The sequence below is a fragment of the Variovorax sp. LjRoot175 genome, from assembly GCF_964253805.1.
GTDB lineage: Bacteria > Pseudomonadota > Gammaproteobacteria > Burkholderiales > Burkholderiaceae_C > Variovorax.
Window position 1 is genome coordinate 78,646 of the sequence record NZ_CAXURY020000001.1, and the last position, 25,566, is coordinate 104,211.

25 protein-coding genes are annotated in these 25,566 nt (G+C 68.6%); 18 read left to right on the plus strand and 7 right to left on the minus strand.

The annotated features are described in order from the left end of the window. Window positions 1–5: 5 nt before the first annotated feature. Both ACSQ89_RS00425 and ACSQ89_RS00430 read right to left on the minus strand, forming a co-directional pair. On the minus strand, window positions 6–998 hold the full coding sequence (locus ACSQ89_RS00425; RefSeq protein WP_436296053.1) for a Bug family tripartite tricarboxylate transporter substrate binding protein: 993 nt from the start codon (window positions 996–998) through the stop codon (window positions 6–8). Between the two features lie 35 nt (window positions 999–1,033). After that, window positions 1,034–1,951, minus strand: a complete 918-nt coding sequence (locus ACSQ89_RS00430) for a 3-keto-5-aminohexanoate cleavage protein (RefSeq protein WP_436292209.1) — start codon at window positions 1,949–1,951, stop codon at window positions 1,034–1,036. A 111-nt stretch (window positions 1,952–2,062) separates the two neighbouring features. Between ACSQ89_RS00430 and ACSQ89_RS00435 the strand changes: the two genes are divergently transcribed. Continuing rightward, complete coding sequence (locus ACSQ89_RS00435; RefSeq protein WP_093104652.1) at window positions 2,063–2,773, plus strand: Crp/Fnr family transcriptional regulator; 711 nt, start codon at window positions 2,063–2,065, stop codon at window positions 2,771–2,773. A 328-nt stretch (window positions 2,774–3,101) separates the two neighbouring features. Here the strand turns inward: ACSQ89_RS00435 and ACSQ89_RS00440 are convergent, their stop codons facing one another. Further along, on the minus strand, window positions 3,102–3,326 hold the full coding sequence (locus tag ACSQ89_RS00440) for an addiction module protein (RefSeq protein WP_436292210.1): 225 nt from the start codon (window positions 3,324–3,326) through the stop codon (window positions 3,102–3,104). Window positions 3,327–3,451: 125 nt separating this feature from the next. Then, window positions 3,452–3,793, minus strand: a complete 342-nt coding sequence (locus tag ACSQ89_RS00445; protein ID WP_436292211.1) for a hypothetical protein — start codon at window positions 3,791–3,793, stop codon at window positions 3,452–3,454. 214 nt (window positions 3,794–4,007) lie between these two features. On the opposite strand from ACSQ89_RS00445, the gene ACSQ89_RS00450 reads away from it, so the two are divergent. The 13 genes from ACSQ89_RS00450 to ACSQ89_RS00510 all read left to right on the plus strand — a co-directional run bounded on the left by ACSQ89_RS00450 (window position 4,008) and on the right by ACSQ89_RS00510 (window position 18,294). Then, the gene (locus tag ACSQ89_RS00450) at window positions 4,008–4,799 is read left to right on the plus strand and encodes a class II aldolase/adducin family protein (RefSeq protein WP_436292212.1); all 792 of its coding nucleotides are present in this window, start codon (window positions 4,008–4,010) and stop codon (window positions 4,797–4,799) included. A 75-nt stretch (window positions 4,800–4,874) separates the two neighbouring features. Further along, the gene (locus tag ACSQ89_RS00455) at window positions 4,875–6,443 is read left to right on the plus strand and encodes an ABC transporter substrate-binding protein (RefSeq protein ID WP_436292213.1); all 1,569 of its coding nucleotides are present in this window, start codon (window positions 4,875–4,877) and stop codon (window positions 6,441–6,443) included. A gap of 7 nt (window positions 6,444–6,450) precedes the next feature. Next, window positions 6,451–7,425 carry an ABC transporter permease gene (locus ACSQ89_RS00460; RefSeq protein ID WP_093104646.1) on the plus strand — a complete coding sequence of 325 codons (975 nt, stop codon included), beginning with the start codon at window positions 6,451–6,453 and terminating at the stop codon, window positions 7,423–7,425. Continuing rightward, on the plus strand, window positions 7,422–8,267 hold the full coding sequence (locus ACSQ89_RS00465) for an ABC transporter permease (protein WP_093104645.1): 846 nt from the start codon (window positions 7,422–7,424) through the stop codon (window positions 8,265–8,267). Before ACSQ89_RS00460 ends, ACSQ89_RS00465 begins: the two co-directional genes overlap by 4 nt. Beyond that, on the plus strand, window positions 8,264–9,919 hold the full coding sequence (locus ACSQ89_RS00470) for an ABC transporter ATP-binding protein (RefSeq protein ID WP_093104643.1): 1,656 nt from the start codon (window positions 8,264–8,266) through the stop codon (window positions 9,917–9,919). Before ACSQ89_RS00465 ends, ACSQ89_RS00470 begins: the two co-directional genes overlap by 4 nt. Continuing rightward, window positions 9,919–10,881 carry a 2-hydroxyacid dehydrogenase gene (locus ACSQ89_RS00475; protein ID WP_093104642.1) on the plus strand — a complete coding sequence of 321 codons (963 nt, stop codon included), beginning with the start codon at window positions 9,919–9,921 and terminating at the stop codon, window positions 10,879–10,881. The genes ACSQ89_RS00470 and ACSQ89_RS00475 overlap by 1 nt, the downstream gene beginning before the upstream one ends. A 1-nt stretch (window position 10,882) precedes the next feature. Continuing rightward, the gene (locus ACSQ89_RS00480) at window positions 10,883–12,253 is read left to right on the plus strand and encodes an aspartate aminotransferase family protein (RefSeq protein ID WP_436292214.1); all 1,371 of its coding nucleotides are present in this window, start codon (window positions 10,883–10,885) and stop codon (window positions 12,251–12,253) included. Then, window positions 12,250–13,308: a histone deacetylase family protein gene (locus tag ACSQ89_RS00485; protein WP_436296054.1), complete on the plus strand. Its 1,059-nt coding sequence runs from the start codon at window positions 12,250–12,252 to the stop codon at window positions 13,306–13,308. The genes ACSQ89_RS00480 and ACSQ89_RS00485 overlap by 4 nt, the downstream gene beginning before the upstream one ends. After that, window positions 13,305–14,189 (plus strand): DMT family transporter, encoded by an 885-nt coding sequence (locus ACSQ89_RS00490; protein WP_436292216.1) that lies wholly within the window; start codon window positions 13,305–13,307, stop codon window positions 14,187–14,189. Before ACSQ89_RS00485 ends, ACSQ89_RS00490 begins: the two co-directional genes overlap by 4 nt. A gap of 32 nt (window positions 14,190–14,221) precedes the next feature. Then, on the plus strand, window positions 14,222–14,923 hold the full coding sequence (locus ACSQ89_RS00495) for a GntR family transcriptional regulator (RefSeq protein ID WP_093104628.1): 702 nt from the start codon (window positions 14,222–14,224) through the stop codon (window positions 14,921–14,923). Between the two features lie 17 nt (window positions 14,924–14,940). Continuing rightward, the gene (locus ACSQ89_RS00500; protein WP_436292217.1) at window positions 14,941–15,969 is read left to right on the plus strand and encodes a histone deacetylase family protein; all 1,029 of its coding nucleotides are present in this window, start codon (window positions 14,941–14,943) and stop codon (window positions 15,967–15,969) included. After that, window positions 15,966–17,018 (plus strand): phosphotransferase, encoded by a 1,053-nt coding sequence (locus ACSQ89_RS00505; protein WP_436292218.1) that lies wholly within the window; start codon window positions 15,966–15,968, stop codon window positions 17,016–17,018. The genes ACSQ89_RS00500 and ACSQ89_RS00505 overlap by 4 nt, the downstream gene beginning before the upstream one ends. 1 nt (window position 17,019) lies before the next feature. Then, window positions 17,020–18,294, plus strand: a complete 1,275-nt coding sequence (locus tag ACSQ89_RS00510; protein WP_436292219.1) for an aspartate aminotransferase family protein — start codon at window positions 17,020–17,022, stop codon at window positions 18,292–18,294. On the opposite strand, the gene ACSQ89_RS00515 is transcribed toward ACSQ89_RS00510, so the two are convergent. Further along, complete coding sequence (locus ACSQ89_RS00515; RefSeq protein ID WP_436292220.1) at window positions 18,291–19,604, minus strand: ArgE/DapE family deacylase; 1,314 nt, start codon at window positions 19,602–19,604, stop codon at window positions 18,291–18,293. The two genes, ACSQ89_RS00510 and ACSQ89_RS00515, sit on opposite strands and share 4 nt — an antisense overlap. Window positions 19,605–19,638: 34 nt before the next feature. Continuing rightward, window positions 19,639–20,676: a GlxA family transcriptional regulator gene (locus tag ACSQ89_RS00520; RefSeq protein WP_436292221.1), complete on the minus strand. Its 1,038-nt coding sequence runs from the start codon at window positions 20,674–20,676 to the stop codon at window positions 19,639–19,641. Window positions 20,677–20,844: 168 nt separating this feature from the next. Here ACSQ89_RS00520 and ACSQ89_RS00525 point away from each other — a divergent pair, with 168 nt between their 5' ends. From ACSQ89_RS00525 to ACSQ89_RS00540, 4 genes are all read left to right on the plus strand, one after another. Beyond that, window positions 20,845–22,164: a tetratricopeptide repeat protein gene (locus ACSQ89_RS00525; RefSeq protein ID WP_436292222.1), complete on the plus strand. Its 1,320-nt coding sequence runs from the start codon at window positions 20,845–20,847 to the stop codon at window positions 22,162–22,164. Between the two features lie 21 nt (window positions 22,165–22,185). Continuing rightward, window positions 22,186–22,746, plus strand: coding sequence for a hypothetical protein (locus ACSQ89_RS00530; protein ID WP_436292223.1), 561 nt, complete (start codon window positions 22,186–22,188; stop codon window positions 22,744–22,746). A 76-nt stretch (window positions 22,747–22,822) separates the two neighbouring features. Then, window positions 22,823–23,656 (plus strand): alpha/beta hydrolase, encoded by an 834-nt coding sequence (locus ACSQ89_RS00535; RefSeq protein ID WP_093104738.1) that lies wholly within the window; start codon window positions 22,823–22,825, stop codon window positions 23,654–23,656. A gap of 187 nt (window positions 23,657–23,843) precedes the next feature. Further along, on the plus strand, window positions 23,844–24,752 hold the full coding sequence (locus ACSQ89_RS00540) for a Fic family protein (protein ID WP_436296055.1): 909 nt from the start codon (window positions 23,844–23,846) through the stop codon (window positions 24,750–24,752). A gap of 111 nt (window positions 24,753–24,863) precedes the next feature. Here ACSQ89_RS00540 and ACSQ89_RS00545 read toward each other — a convergent pair whose 3' ends face one another. After that, window positions 24,864–25,565, minus strand: a complete 702-nt coding sequence (locus tag ACSQ89_RS00545; protein WP_093104604.1) for an ABC transporter ATP-binding protein — start codon at window positions 25,563–25,565, stop codon at window positions 24,864–24,866. Between the last annotated feature and the right edge of the window lies 1 nt (window position 25,566).

Genomic DNA, 25,566 nt, shown 5'->3' on the forward strand with positions numbered 1-25,566 from the left:
CATCGTCAGGATTCGGCCGTGAAGCCGACCTTCTTGACCAGCGGACCCCAGCGCTCGAACTCGGCGCTTTGCGAGCGCGCCATCTCCTCGACGGTGGAGCCCTGGGCGATCAGGCCGACCACCGCCAGGCTGTCGATGACGGACTTGTCCTTGATCGCGGCGTTGATGGACGCGTTGGCGGCGGCGATCACCGAGGCCGGCGTCTTGGCCGGCGCGTAGAAGCCGAACCACTCTTCGGTGGTCAGTTCCGGAAAGCCCTGTTCGGCCAGGGTCGGGACCTCGGGCGAGAACGGCGAGCGCGCCTTGCCGGAGGTGGCGATCAGGCGCAGCTTGCCGGCCTTGTGGTTGGCGATGAAGTCGCCGCTGGGCGTGATCATCGAGGCGATCTGGCCGCCCACCACGTCGGTCACGCCGGGGATGGAGCCGCGGTAGGGCACGTGCTTGAGCTCGACGCCGTTGTTGATGCCCAAGAGCGCGCCGATGAAGTGCGGCGTCGAGCCGGCCGCCGGCGACCCGTAGCTCGCGTCGTTGGGGTTGGCCTTGGCCCAGGCCAGGAAATCCTTCACCGTCTTGACGCTGGCCGGCACCAGCGGTCCGACCGCCAGGCCGTGGTGCATCACCGCGGCGATCGACACCGGCGCAAGGTCCTTGACCGGGTCGTAGCTCAGCTTCTTGTAGATGTGCGGGTAGATCGAGGTGCAGGAGAAGGGCGTGAGCGCCAGCACGCTGCCGTCGGCCGGTGCCGTCTTGAGCAGCTCCAGCGCGATGCGTCCGCCCGCGCCGGGCTTGTTCTCGACCACGGCCGCGTTGCGGGTGTAGGAAGAGCCGGCCAGCTTTTCGCCGACGCGGCGCGCCACGCTGTCGCCGGCGCTGCCGGCCGGGAAGCCGTAGAGGATCTTGACCTGCTCGATGGTCTGGGCCAGCGCGGCCAGTGGGTGCAGGGCAGCGAGTGCCGCTGCACCGCCGAGGGTGTGGAGGAAGTGGCGGCGATCGGTCATGGTGTGTCTCCTTGCTGTTCTCTCGGAATCGTTGGTCAGGCTGCGAACTCGGGGCGCGGCAGGCCCACGCGCGGCAGCCCCATCATGTCGCGCGCCTCGGCCGGCGTCGCGGGCTCCATGTCCATCTCGCGGATGAGGCGCACGATGCGCTCGGTGAGCTGCAGGTTGGTGGCCAGCTCGCCGTGACGGTAATAGAGGTTGTCCTCCAGGCCGACGCGCGCATGGCCGCCGAGCAGCAGCGCGCTGATGTTGGCCTCGAGCTGCGAGGGGCCGATGCCGCTCACGCAGAAGATCGCGCCCTTGGGCAGCGTGTCCACCATCATCTGCAGATGCCGCGGCGAGAAGGGCATCGCGTTCTGGAAGTTGCGGTGCACGTTCATCACCAGGTTGATGAAGTAGGGCGCCTCGTCCAGCCCCTCCTCGATCAGCGTGGTCGTGTCCTGCAGGATGTGGGTGGGGCTGAACACCTCCCACTCGGGCTTGATGCCGCGCGCCTTCATGCCGGCCGCGAGCTCGCGGCCCTTGGAGAGCGGCGTGTCCATCAGGATCTCGCGGCCTTCGAAGGAGAGGTTGAGCGTGGTCGCGTCCAGCGTGCACATCTCGGCGCCGGCGTCCATGCCCTTCACGCGCTCGTCGAAGGCGATCTCCCAGCGCCCCCCAGGCAGCGGCTTGATCATGTCGCCGTGCACGCCGCCGCCGGTGGAGTTGTTGAGCACGATGTCGCAGCCGGCGGCGCGGATGCGGCGGTTGATGTCGCGGTAGACCTCGGCGTCGCAGGTGGCGCCGTCGTCGGGCCGGCGCGCGTGGATCGCGGCCACGCTGGCGCCGGCCTTCCAGCAAGCCACCACATCCGCCGCGATCTCCTCGGGCTGGGTGGGAAGATGCGGGTTCTGCGACTTGTGCGCCATGCCGCCCGTGGGGGCGATGGTCACGATCACTTTGCGCTTGGACATGGGCTTTCTCCTGTGGACGGCGCGCTATTATTTTTGGCTGCCGTCGTCCCGGCAGTCATTGCGATGACATTTGAGATCAGGGTTTACGAGCCGCAGCCAGCAGGAGCGTCGATGCCGCACACCAGGCCGAGCCAGAGACCTCCGGCGTCCTTGTCGATTCCCGAGCTGCTGCAGCGATCGGTCTGGTTCCCCGGGCTGGACGCTGCGGCGCAGGCGCGCGTGCTCGATGACATGCGCGAGGAGTCGGTGGCCGCCGGCGCCGCGCTGTGCCGCCGCGGCGACACGCCGCTGCACTGGTACGGCACGCTCGAAGGCCTGCTCAAGTGGTCGATGACATCGAGCGACGGCCGCTCCGTCACCTTCGGCGGCCTGTCGGTCGGCAGCTGGTTCGGCGAAGGCACGCTGTTGCGCGCGATGCCGCGCTCGGCCGACATCATCGCGCTGCGCGACAGCCGTGTCGCGGTGCTGCCGCTCGACACCTTCGAGTGGCTGCACCGCACGCAGATGAGCTTCAACCACTTCCTGCTGAACCAGATCAACGAGCGCCTGCACTGGTTCATGGGTAACTATGCGGCGCACCGGCTGCTCGATGCCGACAGCCAGGTGGCGCGCGCGCTGGCCGGCCTGTTCCATCCGTGGCTGCATCCGGGCAGCGACGTGTATCTGCAGACTTCGCAGGAAGAGATCGCCAACCTCTCCGGCCTCTCGCGACAGCGCTGCAACGCGGCGCTCAACCGGCTGCGCGAAGCGGGCCTGCTGCGCATCGAGTACGGCGGCATCACCGTGGTCGATCTGGAAGGGCTGCGGCGCTTTGTCGAATAGTGCGTCGGAGAACTCGCCTGCAGCGCGTCTGGGCAGTCAGAGTCTGGAAGACCAGCACGCGGGCTCGCGGCTCTGATGCGCGATGGCAAAGATCTGAGGCCCGAGGCTTGCGTCTTCCGCGTAGATCACGGTGCAGGGAAATCGATCGAAGTGATAGATGCGCATGCCGTGCCCGCCATCAGGACCACGCTGCTGATTCTCGAGGAGGAGCCCAAGAACTCGCTCGTACTCGGCAAGGAAAGCCTCTGCGATCAGTCGACTTGCGTGGGTCGCATAGTAGACGCCGCATCACCGAGCTCAGCTTCGGCTTCGGGATGAATCCAGTGACTCACCTGATCCTTGCCCGCACGCGCGCAGGGGCCTCATCGCCCGGGACCATTGCGGCTTTGCCCGAACGGACATCCTCCTGGCGGCGCAGCGCCAGCTGCATCCACGCTTCCTGTGCCTTTGATCTGGGCTCGAAGCTGGCGATCAGTCGCTCCAGAAGTCGAGCGCGGTCCTCGGGCGGCAAACCGAGGACCTGAGCCTCAAGATCTTGAACGGTAATGGACATGACGCCTCCGTAAACCAGTGCGAATGGCAAGCATGCCACAGCACTGCTGGAGCCGGGCGCCGCCAAGCTCCCGATCCCTCAGAGCCGGCTCAGCGCCGCCGATCCAGCGCTGCCCGTTGCGGCCTTCAGAATTTTGGCGCGAGGCGCGGAGGCCTGTTTTCTTCGCCGGTGCTTTCGTCGTCCACCGAGGCGATCTTCAGGCGGGCGGCCTCGTGCTTGACACTCAGTTCCACGCAGCGCTCGCGTTCGGCCGGCCGGGACGGCGACTCGCGCATGCAATCGACGAAGAACTGCGACTCGTCGGCGCTCAAGCCATGCAGCACTTCTCGGCCCTTGGCGTCGATGGCCAGGGCGCTGCGGGCGGACAGCTCGGCGCGTTGCGCCTCGGGCATTTCCAGCAGTTTCATGCTCGGCTCCTTTTCGAACAGTCTGCAGTCTGGCGCAGTTTGCCTGGTGTGGCGCGCCATGGTGCCTGGCTGCCCCGATAGTGTGCGGCGCGCCCGAAGGCCCTGAATCAGATCAACACTGTACGCCCTCTTCATTGGGATGAATCACCTTGTTTGTAAAGGCATGCCAGGAGAGTGGATGCACACATCGGAGAATGGGCCCGTATATTGCTGTATGCTGTGAAATGCCGACTGTCGACAGTTGCCCGTCGGAACCGACCCAAGGAAAAGATCCATGCCATTGCACGCAGTGGGCCGCGCGGCCCTCCCGATCTCCGATGCCGAGCGCGCCGTGCGCCAGGACCTGGCCGCCGCCTACCGGCTGGTGGCGCACTACGGGATGGACGACAGCATCTACACGCACATCTCCGCGCGCGTGCCCGGCACCGAAGACCAGTTCCTGATCAACCCCTTCGGGATGCTGTTCAAGGACGTCACGGCTTCCTCGCTGGTGAAGATCGACCTCGAGGGCCGCATCCTCGACGACTCGCCCTACGACGTGAACCCGGCCGGCTTCACCATCCACAGCGCCGTGCATGCGGCGCGCCACGACGCCGCCTGCGTGCTGCACACGCACACGGTGGCGGGCGTGGCGGTGTCCTCGCTCGCCGGCGGGCTGCAGCCCTGCAACCAGTGGGCGCTGCAGTTCCACGAGCGCGTGGTCTATCACGACTTCGAGGGCATCGCGCTCGACTTCGAGGAGCGCGAACGGCTGGTCGCCGACCTCGGGCCGACGGCGCGTGCGCTCATCCTGCGCAACCACGGCCTGGTCACGCTGGGCCGCACGGTGTCGGAGGCCTTCATCCTCATGCTCAACCTGGAGCGCGCCTGCCGCGTGCAGGTCGCGATCCAGTCCAGCGGCCAGCCGGTCTATCCGGTTCCGCCCGAGGTCTGCGAAAAGACCGCGCGCCAGTACGAGAGCGGCGACACCGTGCGCATGCCCGGCCAGCCCGACCCGAATGCACGCGAATGGCGCGCGCTGCTGCAGCGCATCGAGCCCGTGCCCGCCACGTCCTTCCGCGACTGAGCTTCGTTCCCTTCCTTCCTTCCTTCCTTCCTTCCTTCCTTCCCACCATCCCCGATCGAGCCACAAGGAGTTCTCATGAAACGTCGCAATCTCATTCAAATGGGTGCCGCCACGGCGGCCGGTCTGACGCTCGCGGGCGTTCCCCTGCATGTGCTGGCGGCAGGCAAGAAGGGCGGCGTGATCAACGCGGTGGTCCAGCCCGAGCCGCCGGGCCTGATGCTGGGCATCACGCAGAACGGTCCCACGCAGATGATTGCCGGCAACATCTACGAAGGCCTCTTGCGCTACGACGAGAAGATCACCCCGCTGCCTTCGCTGGCCACCTCCTGGACCTCGAACAAGGAAGGCACGCTCTTCACCTTCAAGCTCAAGCCCGGCGTGCTGTGGCACGACGGCAAGCCCTTCACCTCGGCCGACGTGGTGTTCTCCGCCGACGTGTTCCTGCGCAAGACGCATGCACGGCTGCGCGCCAACCTCGCCGCGGTGGAGAGCATCCGGGCGGTCGATCCGCTGACGGTCGAGTTCAAGCTCAAGTACCCCTTCGGGCCCTTCCTCGGCATCTTCGAGGTCGGCAGCATGCCGATGATCCCCAAGCACATCTACGAAGGCACGGACTTCGCCGCCAACCCGGCCAACGCCACGCCGATCGGCACCGGCCCGTTCAAGTTCAAGGAATGGGTCAAGGGCTCCTACATCCAGCTGGTGGCCAACGACAAGTACCACGTCAAGGACGTGCCGCTGGTCGAGAGCGTGTACTTCCACGTCATTCCCGACGCGGCCTCGCGCGCCGCGGCCTTCGAATCGGGCAAGGTCGACCTGGTGCCGGGCGGCGCGGTCGAGTACTTCGACGTGCTGCGGCTGTCGAAGCTGCCGGGCGCCGCGGTCACGACCAAGGGCTGGGAGTTCTTCGCGCCGCACGCCTGGCTGTGGATCAACAACCGCAAGGCGCCGATGGACCAGGTCAAGTTCCGCCAGGCCCTGATGCACGCGATCGACCGCGAGGCCATCTGCAAGGTGGCCTGGCAGGGCTTCGCCAAGCCGGCGACCGGCCCCTTCAACAGCAACATCAAGTTCCACAGCACCGACGTCCCCAAGTACCCGCGCAGCGTCGACACCGCCAAGAAGCTGCTGGCCGAGGCCGGCTACAAGGGCGAGACGCTGCGCCTGCTGCCGCTGCCCTACGGCGAGACCTGGACGCGCTCGGCCGAGATCCTGCGCCAGAACCTGGCGCAGGCCGGCGTCAAGCTCGAGATGGTCGCCACCGACGTGGCCGGCTGGAACCAGAAGCTCAACGAGTGGGACTACGACCTCGCCTTCACCTACGTCTACCAGTACGGCGACCCGGCCCTGGGCGTGGCGCGCAACTACACCACGGCCAATATCGCCAAGGGCTCACCCTTCAACAACGTCGAGGGCTACTCCAACCCGAAGATCGACGAGCTGTTCGATGCCGGCGCCAAGGAGGCCGATCCCGAGAAGCGCAAGGCGATCTACCTGGAGGCGCAGAAGCTGCTGCTGAACGACGTGCCGGTGGCCTGGCTGTACGAGATCAACTTCCCGACGCTCTACCGCACCAAGCTCAGCAACATCATCAGTTCGGGCATCGGCCTGAACGACAGCCTGAGCGGCGCCTCGGTGGCCTGAGCCGCGCATGAAGCGCACGCAATTCATGCTGGCCCGCGTGCTGCAGGGTCTGGTCGCGATCCTGCTGATCGCGACCGTCAACTTCATGCTGGTGCGCGCCGCGCCGGGCGATCCGGTCTCGGTGCTGGCCGGCGAGGCCGGTGCTTCGGACCCGCAGTTCGTCGCCCAGCTGCGCGCGCAGTTCGGGCTCGACCAGCCGATCACGACCCAGCTCGGCACCTACCTCGGCAAGGTGGTGCAGCTCGACCTCGGCTTCTCCTACCGCCAGCAGCAGCCGGTGCTGAAGCTGATCCTGGACCGGCTGCCCGCGACGCTGCTGCTCACCGGCAGCGCCTTCGCGCTGTCGCTCTTGTTCGGCGTCACGCTCGGCGCGCTCTCGGCGCGGCGGGCCGGGACGTGGGTGGACAGCGCGATCACCACGGTGGCGCTGGTGTTCTATGCCACGCCCCTGTACTGGCTCGCCCTCATGGCCGTGCTGGTGTTCACGGTGCAGCTCGACTGGCTTCCGGGCTTCGGCTTCAGCACCGTCGGCTCGGGCGCGACCGGGCTGGCACTGGCGTGGGACGTTGCGCAGCACCTGGTGCTTCCGGTGCTGACGCTGGCGCTGTTCTACATGGCCGTCTACGCCCGCATGACGCGCGCCGCCATGCTCGACGTCGCGCAGATGGACTTCGTGAAGACGGCACGCGCCAAGGGCGTGAAGCCCGGCCGCATCCTGCGCGCGCACGTGCTGCGCAACGCGCTGTTGCCGGTGGTCACGCTCGCGGGCATCCAGGCCGGCAGCCTGATCGGCGGCGCGGTGCTCACCGAAACCGTGTTCGCATGGCCCGGCCTCGGCCGCCTGATGTTCGACGCGCTGCTGCAGCGCGACTACAGCCTGCTGCTAGGCACCTTCCTCGTGACGGCGGCGATGGCCGTGCTGTTCAACCTGATCACCGACCTCGTCTACACGCTGGTCGACCCACGCATCGAACTGACATGACCCAAAGTCCTTTCTGGCGGCGCTTCGTCCGCAACAAGGGCGCGGTGGCCGGCATGGTGGTGCTGGCGGTCGTCGCCGTCGTCGCTTTGTTCGGCCCCTGGATGGCCGCCAACGACCCCTGGGGCATGGTGCAGCAGCCCTTCCTGCGGCCCTGGACCGAGCCCGGCTTCGCGATGGGCACCGACACCCTCGGGCGCGACATCCTCTCGGGCGTGATCCACGGTGCGCGCATCTCGCTCCTGATCGGCGTGGTCTCGACCGTCGTCGCGCTCCTGATCGGCGTCACGCTCGGTGCCGTCGCCGGCTACTTCGGCGGCTGGATCGATGCCGGGCTGATGCGCTTCACCGAGATCTTCCAGGCGGTGCCGAGCTTTGCGCTGGCCATCGTGCTGGTCGCGATCTTCCAGCCCTCGGTCGGTTCCATCGTGGCGGCCATCGCCATCGTCTCCTGGCCGCCGGTGGCGCGCCTGGTGCGCAGCGAGTTCCTCACGCTGCGCCAGCGCGACTTCGTGCAGGCCGCCTTGCTGGCCGGCCAGTCGACGCCGCGCATCATCCTCACGCAGATCCTGCCGAACGCCATGTCGCCCATCATCGTGATGGCCTCGCTCATGGTGGCGACGGCGATCCTGCTCGAATCGAGCCTGAGCTTCCTCGGCCTGGGCGACCCCAACCAGATGAGCTGGGGCTACATGGTTGGCTCGGCCCGCACCGTGCTGCGCCAGGCCTGGTGGATGGCGCTGTTCCCGGGGCTGGCCATCGTGCTGACCGTGCTCGCGCTCAACCTGGTGGGTGAAGGCCTCAACGACGGCCTCAACACGCGGCTGGACGGGAGGGGCCGATGAACGCCGGCGTGACACGCCTGAAGCCGGCGCAAGCCGTGCTCGAGGTCGTCGACCTGAGCATCTCGCTGCCCAAGGGTGCCGACCGCGCGCTCGCGGTCGAGGGCGCGACGCTCTCGGTGCTGCCGGGCCAGACGCTGTGCGTCGTCGGCGAATCCGGCTCGGGCAAATCGATGATCGCCAACGCGGTGATGGGCCTGTTGCCGCGCCCGCAGGTGGCGCCGGTGGCCGGCAAGATCCTGTTCGAAGGCACCGACCTGCTGGCGCTGACCGAGCCGCAGATGCGCGAGCTGCGCGGCCGGCGCATCGGCATGGTGTTCCAGGAGCCGATGACGGCGCTGAATCCGGTCATGCGCATCGGCGAGCAGATTGGCGAGGTGTTCGATGCGCACGGCACGGTGCCCGCGGCCGAGAAGCGGCGCCGCATCCTCGCGGCGCTGGCCGACGTCGGCCTGCCCGATCCCGAGCTGCTGATCGACAGCTATCCGTTCCGCCTCTCCGGCGGCCAGCGCCAGCGCGTGATGATCGCCTGCGCGCTCGTGCTCGAGCCCGTGCTGCTGATCGCGGACGAGCCGACCACCGCGCTCGACGTGACGACGCAGGCGCAGATCCTCAAGCTGGTGCGCGAACTGCAGCAGCGCCGCGGCACCGCGGTGCTCTTCATCACGCACGACTTCGGCGTGGTCTCGGAGATCGCCGATCACGTGGTGGTGATGCAGACCGGCAAGATCGTCGAGTCCGGGGCCGCCGCCGGCGTGCTCGGCGCGCCGCGGCATCCCTACACGCGCAAGCTGATCGCCGCCATTCCCCATGGCCACGCGCAGCGCGCCACGCCGACCGACGATGCGCTGCGCTTGCTGCAGGTGCAGGACCTGTGCAAGACCTACAAGTCCGGCGCGGGCCTGTTCAAACGTGGCCGCTCGGTGCAGGCCGCGAAGAACATCAACTTCGAGCTGCGCCGCGGCGAGACGCTGGGCCTGGTCGGCGAGTCGGGCTCGGGCAAGTCGAGCGTGGGACGCTGCCTGGTCGGCCTGGCGCCCTTCGACAGCGGCCGCATCCTCTTCAAGGGGCACAACCTGGCGCAGGACGGGAACTTCCGCCGCTCTGCCGGCGGCAAGATCCAGATGGTGTTCCAGGATCCGTATGCGTCGCTGAATCCGCGGCATCGCATCGGTGCGGCGATCGCCGGCGGTCCCATCGCCCAGGGCGTAGCCAAGGCGGAGGCCATGGCGCGCGCGATGGAGCTGCTGAAACTGGTCGGGCTCGGGGCCGACGCGGCGCAACGCTACCCCCACGAGTTCTCCGGCGGCCAGCGCCAGCGCATCGGCATCGCGCGCGCGCTGGCGATGCAGCCCGAACTGCTGGTCGCCGACGAGCCGGTGTCGGCGCTCGACGTCTCCGTGCAGGCCCAGGTGCTGGAACTCTTCGCCCAGGTGCGCGAGCAGTTCCAGCTGGCGATGGTGTTCATCACCCACGACCTGCGCGTCGCCGGCCAGATGTGCGACCACATCGCGGTGATGCAGCGCGGCGAGGTGGTGGAGTACGGCGAGACGCATGCGGTGCTGAACGACCCGCAGCATGCGTACACGCGCAAGCTGATCGATGCGGTGCCGCGGCTGGCTTCGCCCGACGAAGCTGCGGCGCGGGTCGCGTGATGCAGCGCAACGGCGACAGCACGACACCCTGCGTGGCGCTGCTCAGCGAGGTGCTGGACATGCAGTACCTCGCACCCGCTTTCCGCGAGGCCTGCCCCGGCATCGACCTGCGGCTCGGCGCCGAGCTCGGGCCGCTGGAAGACATCGAGGCGGCGGTCTGCTGGTACCCGCCGCACGGTCAGCTGGCGCGGCTGCCGAAGCTGAAGCTCGTGCAGTCGCTGGCCGCGGGCATCGACCACATCGTGGCCGACCCGCAGCTGCCACGCGAGCGCCCCTTGTGCCGCATCGTCGACACCGGCATGGCCGCCGGCATGAAAGCCTATGTGAGCTGGGCGGTGGTGCAGCACCATCGCGGCATGAACGCCTACGTTGCGAGCTCTGCGGCCGGCCGATGGGAGGAGCAGGACGTGGTCTCGCCGCGCCGCCATCGCGTCGGCATCGCCGGCCTCGGCACGCTGGGCATGGCCTGCGCCGAGGCGCTCGCGGGCATCGGCTACCAGGTCCGCGGCTGGAGCCGCAGCGCCAAGGAAGCGTTGCCGCCGGGCGTCGTCGCCTTCCACGGCGCCGGACAGCTCGACGCGTTCCTGTCGGGCTGCGACACGCTGGTGTGCCTGCTGCCCTTGACGCCGCAGACGCAGGGCTTTCTCGATGCCGCGCTGTTCGCGAAACTGCCGCGCGGCGCGCACCTGATCAACGTCGGCCGCGGCGATCACCTGGTCGAAGCCGACCTGCTGGCTGCGCTCGAAAGCGGCCAGCTCGCGGCCGCGACACTCGATGCCTTCTCGCAGGAGCCGCTGCTGCCGGACCATCCCTTCTGGGGCGATCCGCGCATCCTGATCACGCCGCACATCGCGACGCGCACCGACCGCCTGGTGATCGCGCAGCAGACCCTTGCCAACCTCGCGCTGCTGAAAAAAGGCGAGCGTCCTTCCCACTTGGTCGACCTCGAACGCGGCTACTGACATGAACCCATCCACCCACGCCGACAACGCCGCCCACGACATCGCGGCGCACCTTCATCCCTTCACCAACCTCGCCACCCATCCCCAGGTCGGGCCGCTGGTGATCCGGCGCGGCGACGGCATCTTCGTGGAGGACGACCAGGGACGCCGCTACCTGGAGGCGATGTCGGGCCTGTGGTGCGCCTCGCTGGGCTTCAGCAACGAGCGCCTGGCCAAGGCCGGCAGCGAGGCGCTGCGCTCGCTTCCCTACTATCACACCTTCAACCACCGCTCGAACGAGGCGGCCATCGCGCTGGCCGAGAAGCTGCTCACGCTCGCGCCGGTGCCGATGTCGAAGGTGTTCTTCGCCAACTCCGGGTCGGAGGCCAACGACAGCGCGGTCAAGCTGGTCTGGTACTACCACAACGCCATCGGCAAGCCGGACAAGAAGAAGATCATCGCGCGCCGCAATGCGTATCACGGCGTCACCGTGGCAGCGGCCAGCTTGAGCGGCCTGGTGCCCAATCACCGCGACTTCGACCTGCCGATCGCTCGCATCCTGCACGTCGACTGCCCGCACCACTACCGCTACGCCGAGGCCGGCGAAAGCGAGGAAGCCTTTGCCACGCGCCTGGCCGATGCGCTGGAAAAGCGCATCCTCGAAGAGGGCCCCGAGACCGTCGGCGCCTTCATCGCCGAGCCCGTGATGGGCGCGGGCGGCGTGCTGGTGCCGCCAGCCACCTACTTCGAGAAGGTGCAAGCGGTGCTCGCGAAGTACGAGGTGCTGCTGATCGCCGACGAGGTGATCTGCGGCTTCTGCCGCACCGGCGAGATGTTCGGCTCCACCACCTTCGGCTTGCGGCCCGATATCCTGACCGCGGCCAAGGCGCTGTCCTCGGGCTACGTGCCGATCTCGGCCGTGATGGTGTCGGAGAAGGTGCATGCGGCGGTGGCCGCCAACAGCGGAAAGATCGGCACCTTCGGTCACGGCTTCACCTACTCGGGCCATCCGGTGGCCTGCGCGATCGCGCTCGAAACGCTGCAGGCCTACGAAGACGAGAACATCCTCGCGCACGTGAAGGCGCTGGCGCCGCGCTTCCAGCAGGGCCTGCAGCGCTACGCAGCGCGCCCGCATGTCGGCGAGGTGCGCGGCGTGGGCCTGATCGGTGCGATCGAACTCGCCGCCGACCCGGCCCGGCGCACGCCCTTCGATCCGGCGCAGAAGGCCGGCGCGCGCGTGGCCGAACTCGCGCTGGAACAGGGCCTGATCGTGCGCGCCATGGGCGACGCCGTCGCCTTCTGCCCGCCGCTCATCATCAGCGCAGCGCAGATCGACGAGATGTTCGAGCGCTTCGATCGGGCCCTGGCCGGCTTCGAAGCGTCGATGGCATGAAGGCCTTCTTCACCGACGAGCAGCTGCTGCACGACCCGCAGCAGTTCATGCGCCTGGGCCGCATCAGCAAGCCGGCCGATCTGCCGACCCGCGCGCACGCCTTGCGCGACGCGCTGGCCGCGCGCGACATCGAACTCGTGCAGCCGCCGGACTACGGCCGCGCGCCGCTCGAAGGCGTGCACAGCGCCGACTATCTGGACTACCTCGAAACGGCCTACGCGCTGTGGCGCGCGCTGAAGCTGCCGGGCGTCGAGCCGGGCATCGAGGTGCTGCCCAATCTTTCGCCGTACCACGGCGGCACGCCGGGCGTGCTGCGCGCGCCTTGCCCCTCGCCGTCGATCGTGGCGCGCACGGGCTACTACATCAGCGACCTCTCGTGCCCGATCGGCCCCCACACCTGGCGCTCGGTCCTGCGTTCGGCGCACACCGCGGTGGCGGCGGCCGACGCGGTGCTCGACAGCGGCGATGCCGCCTATGCCCTGTGCCGGCCTTCGGGCCACCACGCGCACCGCGACCGCGCGGGCGGCTTCTGCTACGTGAACAACAGTGCGGCGGCCGCGCAGCGCCTCCGGGAGCGCCATGGCCGCGTGGCCGTGCTCGACCTCGATGCCCATCACGGCGACGGCACGCAGAACATCTTTTATGCGCGCGATGACGTGCTGACCGTGTCGACGCATGCCGATCCGAGCGGCTACTACCCGTTCTACACCGGCTATGCGCACGAGCGCGGCAGCGGTGCGGGCGAGGGCTGCAACCTGAACCTGCCGTTGCCCCACGGCGCCGGCAACGAGCTCTTCCTGCAAGCGGTGGACCAGGGACTGGCGGCGCTGCGCGGCTTCGCGCCCAAGGCCCTCGTGCTCGCGCTGGGCTTCGACAGCTACAAGGACGACCCCATCAGCGTGCTGCGGCTCGACCTGGACGCCTACCGCCGCATCGGCGAGAAGATCGGCGCGCTGGGCCTGCCCACGGTGATCGTCCAGGAAGGCGGCTACATGGTGGAAGCCATCGGCTCGGCGCTGGACCACTTTCTGCGCGGCTTCGAGGCGCTTCGGTGATGACCACCGCCGCACTGCGAGCCCCGGGGTCGAGGAGCGCCGGCATCGCGCTCTTCTTCTGCGCGCTGGTGGCCTTCGCCTCCTACGACGCCTTCTGCAAGAAGATGCTGCAGTTCTACCCGGCGCCCTTCGTCAACCTGATGCGCTACCTGTCGGTGATCTGCATCGCTCTCGCCATGCTGCTGCACCACGGCGACCTGCGCATCTGGCGCGCGCCGCAGAAGAAGTTGCTGCTGCTGCGCGGCGCGATGCTGGCGACCGTGGCCACCTGCTTCATGACGGCGCTGATCTGGATGCCGCTGGCCGAGGCCACGGCCATCTACTTCACCGCGCCGCTGCTGATGGTCGCGCTGTCGCCCTGGCTGGTGGGCGAGCAGGTGCAGCGCAGCCGCTGGGTGGCCGTGGTCGTCGGCTTTGCCGGCATGCTGCTGATCGTGCGGCCCGGCAGCGACCTGCCGTGGCTCGGCACCGTGCTGATGGCGATCGCCGCCGTCTGCTACGCCGTCTTCCAGCTGCTCACGCGCCGGCTCGCGGGCAGGGTCGCGAGCCCCGTGCAGTACGCCTACACCGCGCTGGTCTGCCTGATCGCGACCGCGCTGCCGGCGCCGCTTTTCCTGCCGGCCGAGCGCCCCGAGGCCGGCGCCGTGCTGCTGCTCCTGGCCGGCGGCGCCTGCAGCGGCGCGGCGCAGTGGCTGCTGCTGGCGGCCTTCGAGCGGGTCGAGGCCTCGACGCTGGCGCCGCTCAACTATTTCCAGCTGCTGCTCGCGGTGGCCTTCAGCACCTTCTGGTTCCACAAGCCGCCCGACGGCCTGGCGATGTCGGGCATTGCGCTGATCATCGCGGCCGGCGTCTACCTGGCGCGGCAGCCGATGAAAGAATGAGCCCGGGTGCTCCAACAAGACGAGACAACCACATGGCTTTCAATTCCTCTTCCGACACCGTTCTTTTCGAATCCGTCGAGGCGACCGACTTGGTCGGCCTGGTCGAAGCCCAGCTCACCCGCGCCATCGTCGAAGGCCGCCTCGCGCCCGGCAGCCGCATCGTCGAAGCCGACATCGCGCGCCGCATGGGCGTGAGCCGTGCGCCGGTGCGCGAAGCGGCGCGCCGGCTCGAGCGCCAGGGCGTGCTGGTCGCGCGGCCGCGCCACGGCTTCGCGGTGCGAACCATCAGCGTGCAGGAGATCGACGACCTGTACGAAGTGCGCCTGAGCCTGGAGCTGACTTCGATCGAGCTGGCCTGCCGCAAGGCCAGCGATGCCGACCTCGCGCGCGTGCGCGCGATGGTCGACGACATGGTGCGCCTGGCACGCACGCGGGCGCAGGACGAGCGCATCGATACCGACCTCGCGCTGCACACGCTGATCAGCGAACTCTCGGGCAATGCGCACCTGCACCGCATCTTCCTGAACACGCAGACCGAGCTGCGCATGATCATCGCCCTCATCACCGTGGTCGACGATTCCGAGACCGTGGCCAGCAACCACCTGCTGATCGCCGACGCGCTGGTGCGCCGCGACATCGAAGCCGCCAAGGCCGCGATGCGCACGCACATCGAATCCGCATGGCGCGACGTGCGCGCCCTGTTCGTCCGCCAGCACGGCGTCCCCACCCCCTGAATTCAAGGACCCCCTCGATGAAGGTCGTCTACACCGACACGCACCAAGGGCACGACCCGCAGCTGTTCATGGTGCGCGGCAAGCTCAAGCGCAGCAACGAGCAGCCCGAGCGCGCCTTCCGGCTGCTCGACGCTGTGCGCAAGGATGGCCACGAGATCGTCCCCTGCGAGGACTTCGGCGCCGGCCCGCGCGCGGCCATCCACACGCCCGACTACCTGCGCTTCCTCGAGACGGCCCATGCGCGCTGGCAGCTGCTGGACGACCCTTCGGAAGAGGTGATGCCGAACATCCACCCCTTTCCAGGCCAGCCCTGCAGCTATCCCGAGAGCGTGGTCGGACAAGCGGGCTTTCACATGGGCGACAACGCCTGCTCGATCGGCCCCCGCACCTGGGAGGCGGCCGTTGCGTCGGCCCACATGGCGACGCACGCCGCGCAGCTGGTGCTCGACGGCGAGCGCGCCGCCTATGCGCTGTGCCGCCCGCCGGGCCATCACGCCTACGTCGATCGCGCCAACGGCTTCTGCTACCTGAACAACGTGGCCATCGCCGCGCAGCATCTGCGCAGCAGGCACGCGCGCGTGGCCATCCTCGACATCGACGTGCACCACGGCAACGGCACGCAGGGCATCTTCTACCGCCGTGCCGACGTGCTGTCCATTTCGCTGCACGGCGACCCGCGCAACTTCACGCCCTTCTTCACCGGCCATGCGCACGAGCGCGGCGAGGGCGAGGGCCTGGGCTACAACATCAACAAGCCGCTGGCGCTCGGCACCGATCTCGACGGCTACCTGCCGGCGCTGCGCGAGGCCTGCGACAGCATCCGCGCCTTTGCGCCCGGCGCGCTGGCGGTGGCGCTGGGCCTCGACACGCACGAGCGCGACCCGTACAAGGGCATGAAGATCACGACGCCGGGCTTTGCGGTTCTGCTGGCCGAGATCGCGCGCCTCGGCTTGCCGACCGTGCTGGTGCAGGAGGGCGGCTACCTCTCCGACGACCTCGGCCCCAACATCGCGAGCGCGCTGCGCGGCTTCGCCGGCGCGGCATGACCGACGCGCAGGTCCTGAGCGAGGGCTCGCCCGAACTCGACGATGCCTGGGTGCGCGCGCTGGCGCGCGAGCGCTGGGGCATCGAGGGCGAGCTGCGCGCGCTGACGGGCGAGCGCGACCGCAACTACCTGCTGGCGCCGCCCGGCGACGGCGCGCGCTTCATGCTGAAGATCTCGCATCCGGCCGAGTCGGCGCTGGTCGCCGACTTCCAGACCCAGGCGCTGCTGCACCTCGCGGCTGCCGACCCGCAGCTGCCGGTGCAGCGCATCGTGCCGGCATCGAGCGGCGAGCCTTCCTTCCTCTGCGATCCCGGAGACGGCCTGCCGCGCGTGGCGCGCCTCTTCAGCTACCTGCCCGGCCTGCCGCTGCCCGAGGCGCCGCGCACGCCGCGGCAGCAACAGAACCTCGCGCGCATGCTGGCGCGGCTCGACCTTGCGCTGCGCGATTTCGACCATCCCGCCGGCGAGCTCGCGCTGCCCTGGGACATCCAGCGCGCCGACGGCGTGCGCGGCCTGCTCGCGCACATCGCCGACCCGGAGCGCCGCGCGCTGGCGGAGGGCGCACTCGACCGCTTCGAGCGCGACGCCAAGCCACGGCTCGCCGCGCTGCCCGCGCAGCCGATCCACAACGACTTCAACATCTACAACGTGCTGGTCGATCCGGCCGACACCGACCGCATCGCCGGCATCCTTGACTTCGGCGACATGGTGCGCGCGCCGGCGATCGACGATCTGGCCGTCGCGGCCGCCTACCAGGTCGGCACCGGCGGCGATCCGCTGGCCGACATCGCGCCCTTCGTTGCCGCCTACCACGGCGTGCGGCCGCTGCTCGCGGCCGAAGTCGAGCTGCTGTTCACGCTGATCACGGCGCGGCTGGTGATGGTGGTGGCCATCAGCGGCTGGCGCGCGGCGCGCCATCCCGAGAACGCGGCCTACCTGCTGCGCAACAACCCGCTCTCATGGGCGCGCCTCGCGGCCTGCGAGCGCGTCGGCGCCGAAGCCGCGACCGCCGTCTTCCGCCGCGCCTGCGGCCTGCACATGGAAGCCTGACATGCCGACCTCAACTTCTGCGATCCCTCCTGCGACCCGCTCGCTCATGGACCGCCGCGCGCGGGTCCTGGGCCCGGCCTACCGCCTCTTCTACGAGACGCCGCTGCACCCGGTCCGCGGCGAGGGCGTCTGGCTGCACGATGCCGACGGCAGGCGCTACCTGGACGCGTACAACAACGTCGCCTCGGTCGGCCATTGCCATCCGCATGTGGTGGAAGCCATCGCGCGCCAGGCCGGCGTGCTCAACACGCACACGCGCTACCTGCACGAAGGCGTGCTCGACTATGCGGAGCGCCTGCTCGCCACGATGCCCGCCGAGCTCGCGCACGCGATGTTCACCTGCACCGGCAGCGAGGCCAACGACCTGGCGATGCGCATTGCGCACTCGCACACCAAGGCTTGTGGCCTGATCGTCACGCGCTTCGCCTACCACGGCGTGACCGCATCGATCGCCGAAGCCTCGCCCTCGCTCGGCAAGTTCGTGCAGCTCGGCGACGCCGTGCGCACCGTGCCGGCGCCCGACAGCGGCGGCGCGGCCTTCGCCGACGGCGTGCGCGCCGCCATCGCCGATCTGCAGGCGCATGGCATGCGGCCCGCCGCGCTGATGGTCGACACCGTGTTCTCCAGCGACGGCATCTTCACCGACCCGCCGGGCTTCCTGGCCGAGGCGGTGGAGGCCGTGCGCGCCGCCGGCGGCATCTTCATCGCCGACGAAGTGCAGCCCGGGCTGGGCCGCACCGGCGATGCCTTCTGGGGCTTCCAGCGCCACGGCGTGGTGCCCGACATCGTCACCATGGGCAAGCCGCTCGGTGCCGGCCATCCGCTGGCCGGGCTCGCGGTGCGGCCCGAGGTGCTCGCCGCCTTCGCGCGCGAATGCCGCTACTTCAACACCTTCGGCGGCAACCCGGTTTCGATGGCCGCCGGCATGGCGGTGCTCGACGTGATCGAGCGCGAAGGCCTGATGGCGAACGCACAGCGCGTCGGCAAGTACCTGCGCGCGCGTTTGACGGCGCTCACCGCGCGCCATGCGCTCGTCGGTGAGGTGCGCGGCGCCGGCCTGTTCGTCGGCGTGGACCTCGTGAGCGACCGCGCCACGCGCGCACCGGCCACGGCCGAGACGGCGCGCATCGTCAACGCGCTGCGCGACCGGCAGGTGCTGCTGAGCTCGACCGGCGAGGACGCCAGCACGCTGAAGATCCGTCCGCCGCTGGTGTTTAGCGAAGCCCATGCGGACCTGCTGGTCGACACGCTCGATAGCGTGCTGACGACGCTCTAGTCGAGCGGCTCGACGCCGCACCAGTCCGCCATGAACTGCGCCATGGTGGCGGCCACGCGCTTCATACTGTCCAGCGAGACCGCTTCGTCGATGCCGTGGATGTTGCGCGCCAGCGGGCCGTAGACAGTCACCGGGATGTCGGTCATCAGCGCGAAGTGCCGGCCGTCGGTGGTGGCGGTGCAGGCGAGCGGCTTGGGCGCGGCGCCGGTGATCTTCTCGTGCGCCTCGGCCAGCATGCGCAGCGGCGGCGCGTCGAGCTCGTATTCGCAGCCCGGCGAGAAATGTCCGCGTGCGTTGATCTCCACCGTGAGATCCGCATCGAGCCGGGCCGCGGTGGCGCGGATGCGTTGCGTCACTTGCAGCGTGGCCTCCTCGGCCGTCGTGCCGGGGAAGAAGCCGAAGCGGATGCCGAGCCTGCAGGTGCAAGGCACCGACGAGTTCCACTCGCCGCCCTCGATGCGCCCCAGGTTGAAGTTGAGCGGATGCTCCACGTCGCGAAACAGCGGATGCCGGCGCTCGGGCGCATTCCATTCGGCCTCCAGCGCCTTCAGGTCGGCCATGATGGCGATGCCGGCCTCGATCGGGTTGACGCCCTTGCTCATGTAGGCGACATGCGCTGGCCGGCCGGTGATGTCGATGAAGAGCCAGCACACGCCAACCTGCGCGCGCATCAGCGTTTCGCCGAAGGGCTCGGGGATCAGCACCGCATCGAAGTCGCTGAGCTTCGCCTTGCCCAGCGCGTTCTGCAACGCGTGCACGGTGGCGAGCGTGCCGTTGCCGGTGTTCTCCTCGTCGAGCACGGCGTTGAAGCCGACGGTGCCGGCCGGCTGCAGGCCCATCTCGCGCAAGGCCTGGTAGGCGATCAGCGCGCAGACCAGGCCGCCCTTCATGTCGCCCGCGCCGCGGCCGTGCAGCCAGCCGTCCTTCACCCAGGGCACGTAGGGCGGCCGGGTCCACAGCGCCTCGGGTCCGGTGGGCACCACGTCGATGTGCCCGTTGAACAGCACGGAGCGCCCGCCGCCCATGCGCGGCAGGTGGCGCGCCAGCAGGTTGTAGCGGCCGTTGTCGGGGTCGCACGGGCAGGAGAACAGCGGCATGCCTTCGATCAGGCTGCTGTCGAGCACGATGCGCTCGGACTCCAATCCCAGCTCGGTCAGCGCGCCTTCGAAGAATTCGGCGGCCGGCTGCTCCGCACCCGACAGGCTGGGCGCCGCGACGAATTCGCTCAGGATCTCCGTCATGCGCGGCGAGAGCCGCTCGATCGTTGCGAGCAGGCGGGTGCGATCGACCGCGGGGGAAGGATTCTTCATGCGCTGGCCCCCGCAAGCTCTGTGCCCGCTGCGCTCAGGCGTTGCCGTGCACCGACAGGACCGCGCGCAAACCGCCGAAGCGCCGGCGGTACTGCGGCGGCGTCAGGTTCACTTGGCGCCGGAACAGGCGGCCGAAGAAGGCGGCGTCGTCGTAGCCGACTTCCTCCGCCACGGCCGCGACGGGCAGCTCGCTGGTCTCGAGCAGGTGCTTGGCTTCTTCGATGCGCATCGTGTGCACGTACTCGAGCGGCGCCATGCCGGTGGCCAGCTTGAAGCGGCGCTGGAAGGAACGCTGCGGCAGGCCGCTCTGCTGGACCATCGCGGCCACCGGCGCCGGGTCGGCGTAGTGGTCGGCGATCCAGGCCTGGCAGCGGCCGATCAACGCGTCTTCGACCTGCGTCGAGCGCGCCACGCGCGCGAAGGGCTGCTGGCCGACGTGGTGCCAGACGATCAGGATCAGCCGCGCCACCTGCATGGCGGCCTCGACGCTGACGCAGCGCGCGATGATGTAGAGCGCCAGGTCCATCCACGAGCTGCCGCCGCCGGCCATCACCAGCCGGTGGCCCTCGCCGGTGGCCACCAGTGCGCGCTGGGCCTGCACCCGCACCGACGGATGGCGGCGCTGCATCGTCTCGCCATAGGCCCAGTGCGTGGTGGCCTCGTGGCCGTCGAGCAGGCCGGCCTCGGCCAGCAGCGTGGCGCCGGAGCAGGCCGCCGTCATCAGCGATCCGTTGGCATGGCAGCGGCGCAGCCAGGCGGCCTCGACCTCGAACATGCCGACCTGCCTGTGGTCGGGCGCGAGCAGCGATTCCGGCACGCAGACCACGTCCGGCGCGGGGCACTCCGACATCGGCATGTCGATGCGTATCGGCAAGCCGTTGCAGCCGGTCACCTCGCCGGCGCGCGAGGCGACGATGACCGGGTCGAGCACCGACTCGCCGTAGCACCCGTTCAGCACCCACGACCAGTCGCGGCCCGCGCACTTGAACATCTCGTACATGCCGTAGACCACCGACGCGGAACTGAGCGGCGTGGCGACGATGGCGATCTGCGGGAGCCGGGCTGCGCTCATTGATCGAAATACCTCCGTGCTTCGCACTGCGGTGCGAGCTTGCTTGGGGCGGCCCGGCGCTGCGCTCATGGCTTATTCGTCAGTCTTGTTGCCGGAATGGCTTCGTGCGGGAAGGAGGGGCGAATTTACGCTCGATGCGCAATCCGCTCAACCATTCACCAGGACCTCATGACTGCCACCCTCCGCGATGCCCACGGTCAAGCGCTCTCCACCACCGATCGCGCATCGCTCGCCGCCTACGAGCACGCGCTCGATCTGTTCCACAGCTTCCGGACGGATCCGGTGGCCGTGCTGGCCCCGGTGCTCGAACGCGATCCGGGCTTCGTCTCGGGCCAGCTGCTGATGGCCGGCATGCTGCTCGGCAGCTTCGACGGGCAGCTGCACGGCATGGCGAAGGCCTGCGTCGACGCTGCGGCCGCCAGCCCGCAGAAGGCCAATGAACGCGAGCAGTCGCTGCTGGCCGCGCTCGGCGCCTGGAACGGTGGCGATGTGCTGCGCGCCAACCAGCTGCTCGGCCGCCACCTGATCGACCATCCGCGCGACCTGTTCGCGCTGCAGCTCGCGCACCTGGGCGATCTTTTCCTCGGCCACTCCTTCATGCTGCGCGACCGCGTCGCGCGCTCGCTGACGCAGTGGAGCGCCGAGGACAAGGGCTACGGCTACCTGCTCGGCATGCACGCCTTCGGCCTCGAGGAGTGCAACGAGTACGCGCGCGCCGAGTCGGTCGGCCGCCGCGCCTGGGAACTGCAGCCGCACGACAGCTGGGCCGTGCACGCGGTGGCGCACGTCTGCGAGATGCAGGGGCGCACGGCCGACGGCATCCACTGGCTGAAGGCCACGCAGCGCCATTGGGCGACCGACTCCGGCATGGCCGTCCACAACCACTGGCATCTCGCGCTGATGCACATGCCGCACGGCGACATGGACGCGGCGCTCGCGCTCTACGACGCCACGGTCGCCCCCGCGCCCGAAGCCATCGCCCTGAACCTCGACGATGCCAGCGCGCTGCTGTGGCGCTTCGGCCTGCGCGGCGTCGACGTGTCGCAGCACTGGCAGGCGCTCGCTGCACGCTGGCGCCTGCAGGCCGCGTGGGGCTCCCACGCCTTCAACGACGTGCATGCCGTGATGGCGCTGGCCGCGGCCGGCGACGAAGGCGCGTCGAACGCGGGCATCGCCGCGATTGCCGATGCGGCGTGGCGCCCCGGCGCACAGGCTGCCGCTACGGTGGCACTGCCTGCCGCCCGCGGCCTGCAAGCCTTCGCGGCCGGCCGGTATGCGCGCTGTGTCGAACTGCTGCTGCCCGTGCTCGCGGCCAGCAGTCCGCTCGGCGGCAGCCATGCCCAGCGCGATCTGCTGCATCTCACGGTCATCGAGGCCGCGTCCCGCGCCGGCGACCGCGCGCTCGTGCGCGCCATGGCCGACGAGCGGGCGGCGCGCAAGGCGGCGACGGCCCGATCCGCGCGGACCGAAGATCCCGTGTACGCCTGAACAGGCTGCACATCGACTGCCATGGACCGCCTGCAGCGCATCAAGACCTTCAGGGAAGTCGTCGACGGTGATGACCCGGTCCGCATCTTCGCGCTGCGCGGACAGGTCACGGGGCACGCACACGATTTCTCCCAAGTTGCAGGCGATAGTCGTTGGCAACGGTGTGCCACACCCGAAAACATGAGCCCGAAACCTGTCGAGAATCCGTCCATTCAGCGCGCGCTGGCAGCGATCGAACAGCTGCTTACCGAAGTCGAGGCTTCGACAGGCGCCGTCCCCCACTTCCGACACACGGACCTCGTTCCACTTTCGATCGACGAGCAGGCGCACAAGGCCCGACTTGAGAAAAACGCATACGCCGCAGAGCCCGAACGATCGGCCGCGCAGTTCTGCCTGCTGTCCGCGAGTGCCTTGCTGGGCGTGACGCAATTGCTTCTGAACCGTTCAGCGACTCCGTCTCCGAGCGAACGCCTGCAGGATTGGAACGACCTGAGCGAGCTCACCAAGGAAGCGGGGCGATCGGCGTACCGCGCGGCCTTGATCCTGGCCGACCCGGAGCGTTTGGTGCCGCCCGGGTTTTGAGCCCAGGCAGGTGCGTCCAAAGGAACGAGGTGAAACTACGGGGGTACACACCCTGGCCCTTCCCCCGGAGCAAACCTTGTCATCCAAAGTCTTTCGCGTTGCACTATCGGCTTCGGCAGCTGCTCTTGGAGGCATCGCAGCCTACTGGGCCCTCCTTGCGACACGCCAGGGACACATCCTTTTCGACGCTCGCAAGCACCCCGTCGTTCACTTGTCCGACGACTTTTCCACTTACTCTCATACCGTGCCGGGCGGGATGGTCCGCGGCTATGTCTATCACCCCCAGGGCGAGGAGGCGCTGCAGGACCTGTTCATCTATTTCGCGGGCCGAGGCGAGGATGTCCGCGCCACTGCAAAGGCGCTGCACTGGCTTCCGGAAGGCTTCGGATTCGCCGCGGTCAACTATCGGGGGGTGGCCGACTCGCAGGGGCACCCCTCCGAGGTCGCCTCCGTCGAGGACGCGAGAGAGTTCGCCAATCACTTGCGCCGGGCCTTCCCGCACGCGCGCCTGCACGTCGTCGGTCGAAGTCTGGGGACGGGCGTGGCCATTCAGCTTGTGGCGCGACAAGACTTCTCCAGCCTGCAGCTGGTCACGCCATACGACTCGATGCTGCAGGTGGCGAAGAAGCGCTTCCCGCTCGTTCCACTTTCCCTGTTGCTGCGGCACCAGTTCAACTCCCTGACGCACTGCAAGGAGGTCGCAGCGAAAACCCAGGTCCTGCTGGCCGAGTGGGACGATGTCGTGCTGCCGGAGCGTTCACAGAAGCTCATCGCCGCCTGGCCAACACCCATCAGCGTGCAGACCATCACCGGCTCCGACCACCGCAGCATCATGGGCCTCGAAGCGACCTGGCTCCATCTCGTCGACTTCGCATTGACAGCGGTCCTCCCTGAGCCGAAGGCCGCATGAGCCGCTACACGAGCCCGGGCCTCCGCCGGCCTGCTCTCAGACGCCGGCGCGCAGATGGAAATCGGCCTGCCCGGGACTACGCCCGGCGGCCGCGCGCGAAGTAGCGCATCAACGCGCCCTGACGATCCTCCACGTAGCCCTCCAGCCATGAGTCGTCCGTGTCCAGAAAACCGGACCAGCTCTTCTTGTGCTGTTCGGCTCATCCACCCGCATCGAAGGCAGCAAGCTGTCGGACCGGGAGGTCGAGCGTCTGCTGTCCAACCTGCAGATCAAGACCTTCACGACGCGCGACGAGCAAGAGGTGGCCGGTTACGCCGAGGTCATGGAGCTGGTGTTCTCGTCCTGGCAGGACATCACCCTGACCGAGAACCACATCAAGCAGTTGCATCGCGACTTGCTCACATACAGCGAAAAGGACGCGTGGCACCGGGGCAAGTACAAGACCTCCACGAACAGCGTCGTCGCGTTTGACGAAAACGGCAAGCAGCTGGGCGTGATCTTCGAAACCGCGACGCCGTTCGACACGCCACGCCTGATGGCCGAACTGGTGGTCTGGTTCAACGGCGAACGCGACGCCGCGTGTCTCCATCCACTGTTGCTCGTCGGTATCTGGGTCGTGGTCTTCCTGGAAATCCACCCATTTCAGGACGGCAACGGCCGCTTGAGTCGGGTGCTGACCACCTTGTTGCTGCTGCAAGCCGGCTACGCCTATGTCCCGTACAGCTCACTCGAGAGCGTGATCGAACTGAGCACGGAAGCCTACGATCTTGCGCTGCGCCAGACGCAGGGAACGATTCGCACCGAGTCCCCGAACTGGCAGCCCTGGCTCGTCTTCTTCCTGCGCGCGCTGGCTGAGCAGGTTCGTCGTCTTGCTCGCAAGGTGGAGCGCGAGAAGCTGGTGCTGGCCGCGCTGCCCGAGCTATCACTGCAGATCGTCGAATTTGCGCGGGAGCATGGGCGCATCACGATGGGGGATGCGATTCGGCTGACCGGCGGCAATCGCAATACGCTCAAGCAGCATTTCAGAGCCCTGGTCGAACAAGCCCGCTTGGCCCAGCATGGTGCTGGCCGTGGTGTGTGGTACGAGTTGAAGTAGGGATACCTATGGTCGGCAATCGCCCACCGAGCAACTTCTCCCATCTCGGGCTCACGACGAGCGCATGATCGTTGGGATCTGCGCAGAGGATCTCGGTGTGTCCCGCCCGTTTCACACCCCCAGCAACTCCTCCAACACCTCCGGCGCCGCCAGCAACTCCGCCGAAGGCCCGTGCCGCACGATCTTGCCCTTCTCCATCACCACCGCCTGATCCGTGTGTGCCAGCACCTTGCGCCAGTCGCGGTCGACGATCAGCGTCGCGATGCCGGTGGTGCGGATGTCCGCGATCACGCGCCAGATCTCGGCCACGATCAGCGGCGCCAGGCCTTCGGTCGCCTCGTCGAGGATCAGCAAGCGCGGGTTGGTCATCAGCGCGCGGCCGATCGAGAGCATTTGCTGCTCGCCGCCCGACAACTGCTGCCCGCCGTGCGAGAGCCGCTCCGTGAGGCGCGGGAAGGTGGCCATCACGCGATCGAAAGTCCAGGCGCGCTTTCCGTCGATGCCGGAGCGTGCGCTCATCACGAGGTTCTCGCGCACCGAGAGGTTGGGGAAGATGCCGCGGCCTTCGGGCACGTAGCCGATGCCGCGGCGCGCCATCTTCTCGGGCGCCCAGCCGGTGACGTCGTCGCCGTCGAGCTTCACGCGGCCCGAGGCCGGACGCACGTAGCCCATCAGCGAGCGGATCAGCGTGGTCTTGCCCATGCCGTTGCGACCCAGCAGGCCGACCGAGGTGGCCGCCGGCATCGCGACGTCGATGCCGCGCAGGATGTGGCTGTCGCCGTAGTAGGTGTTGAGGCCTTCGATCTGCAGCATC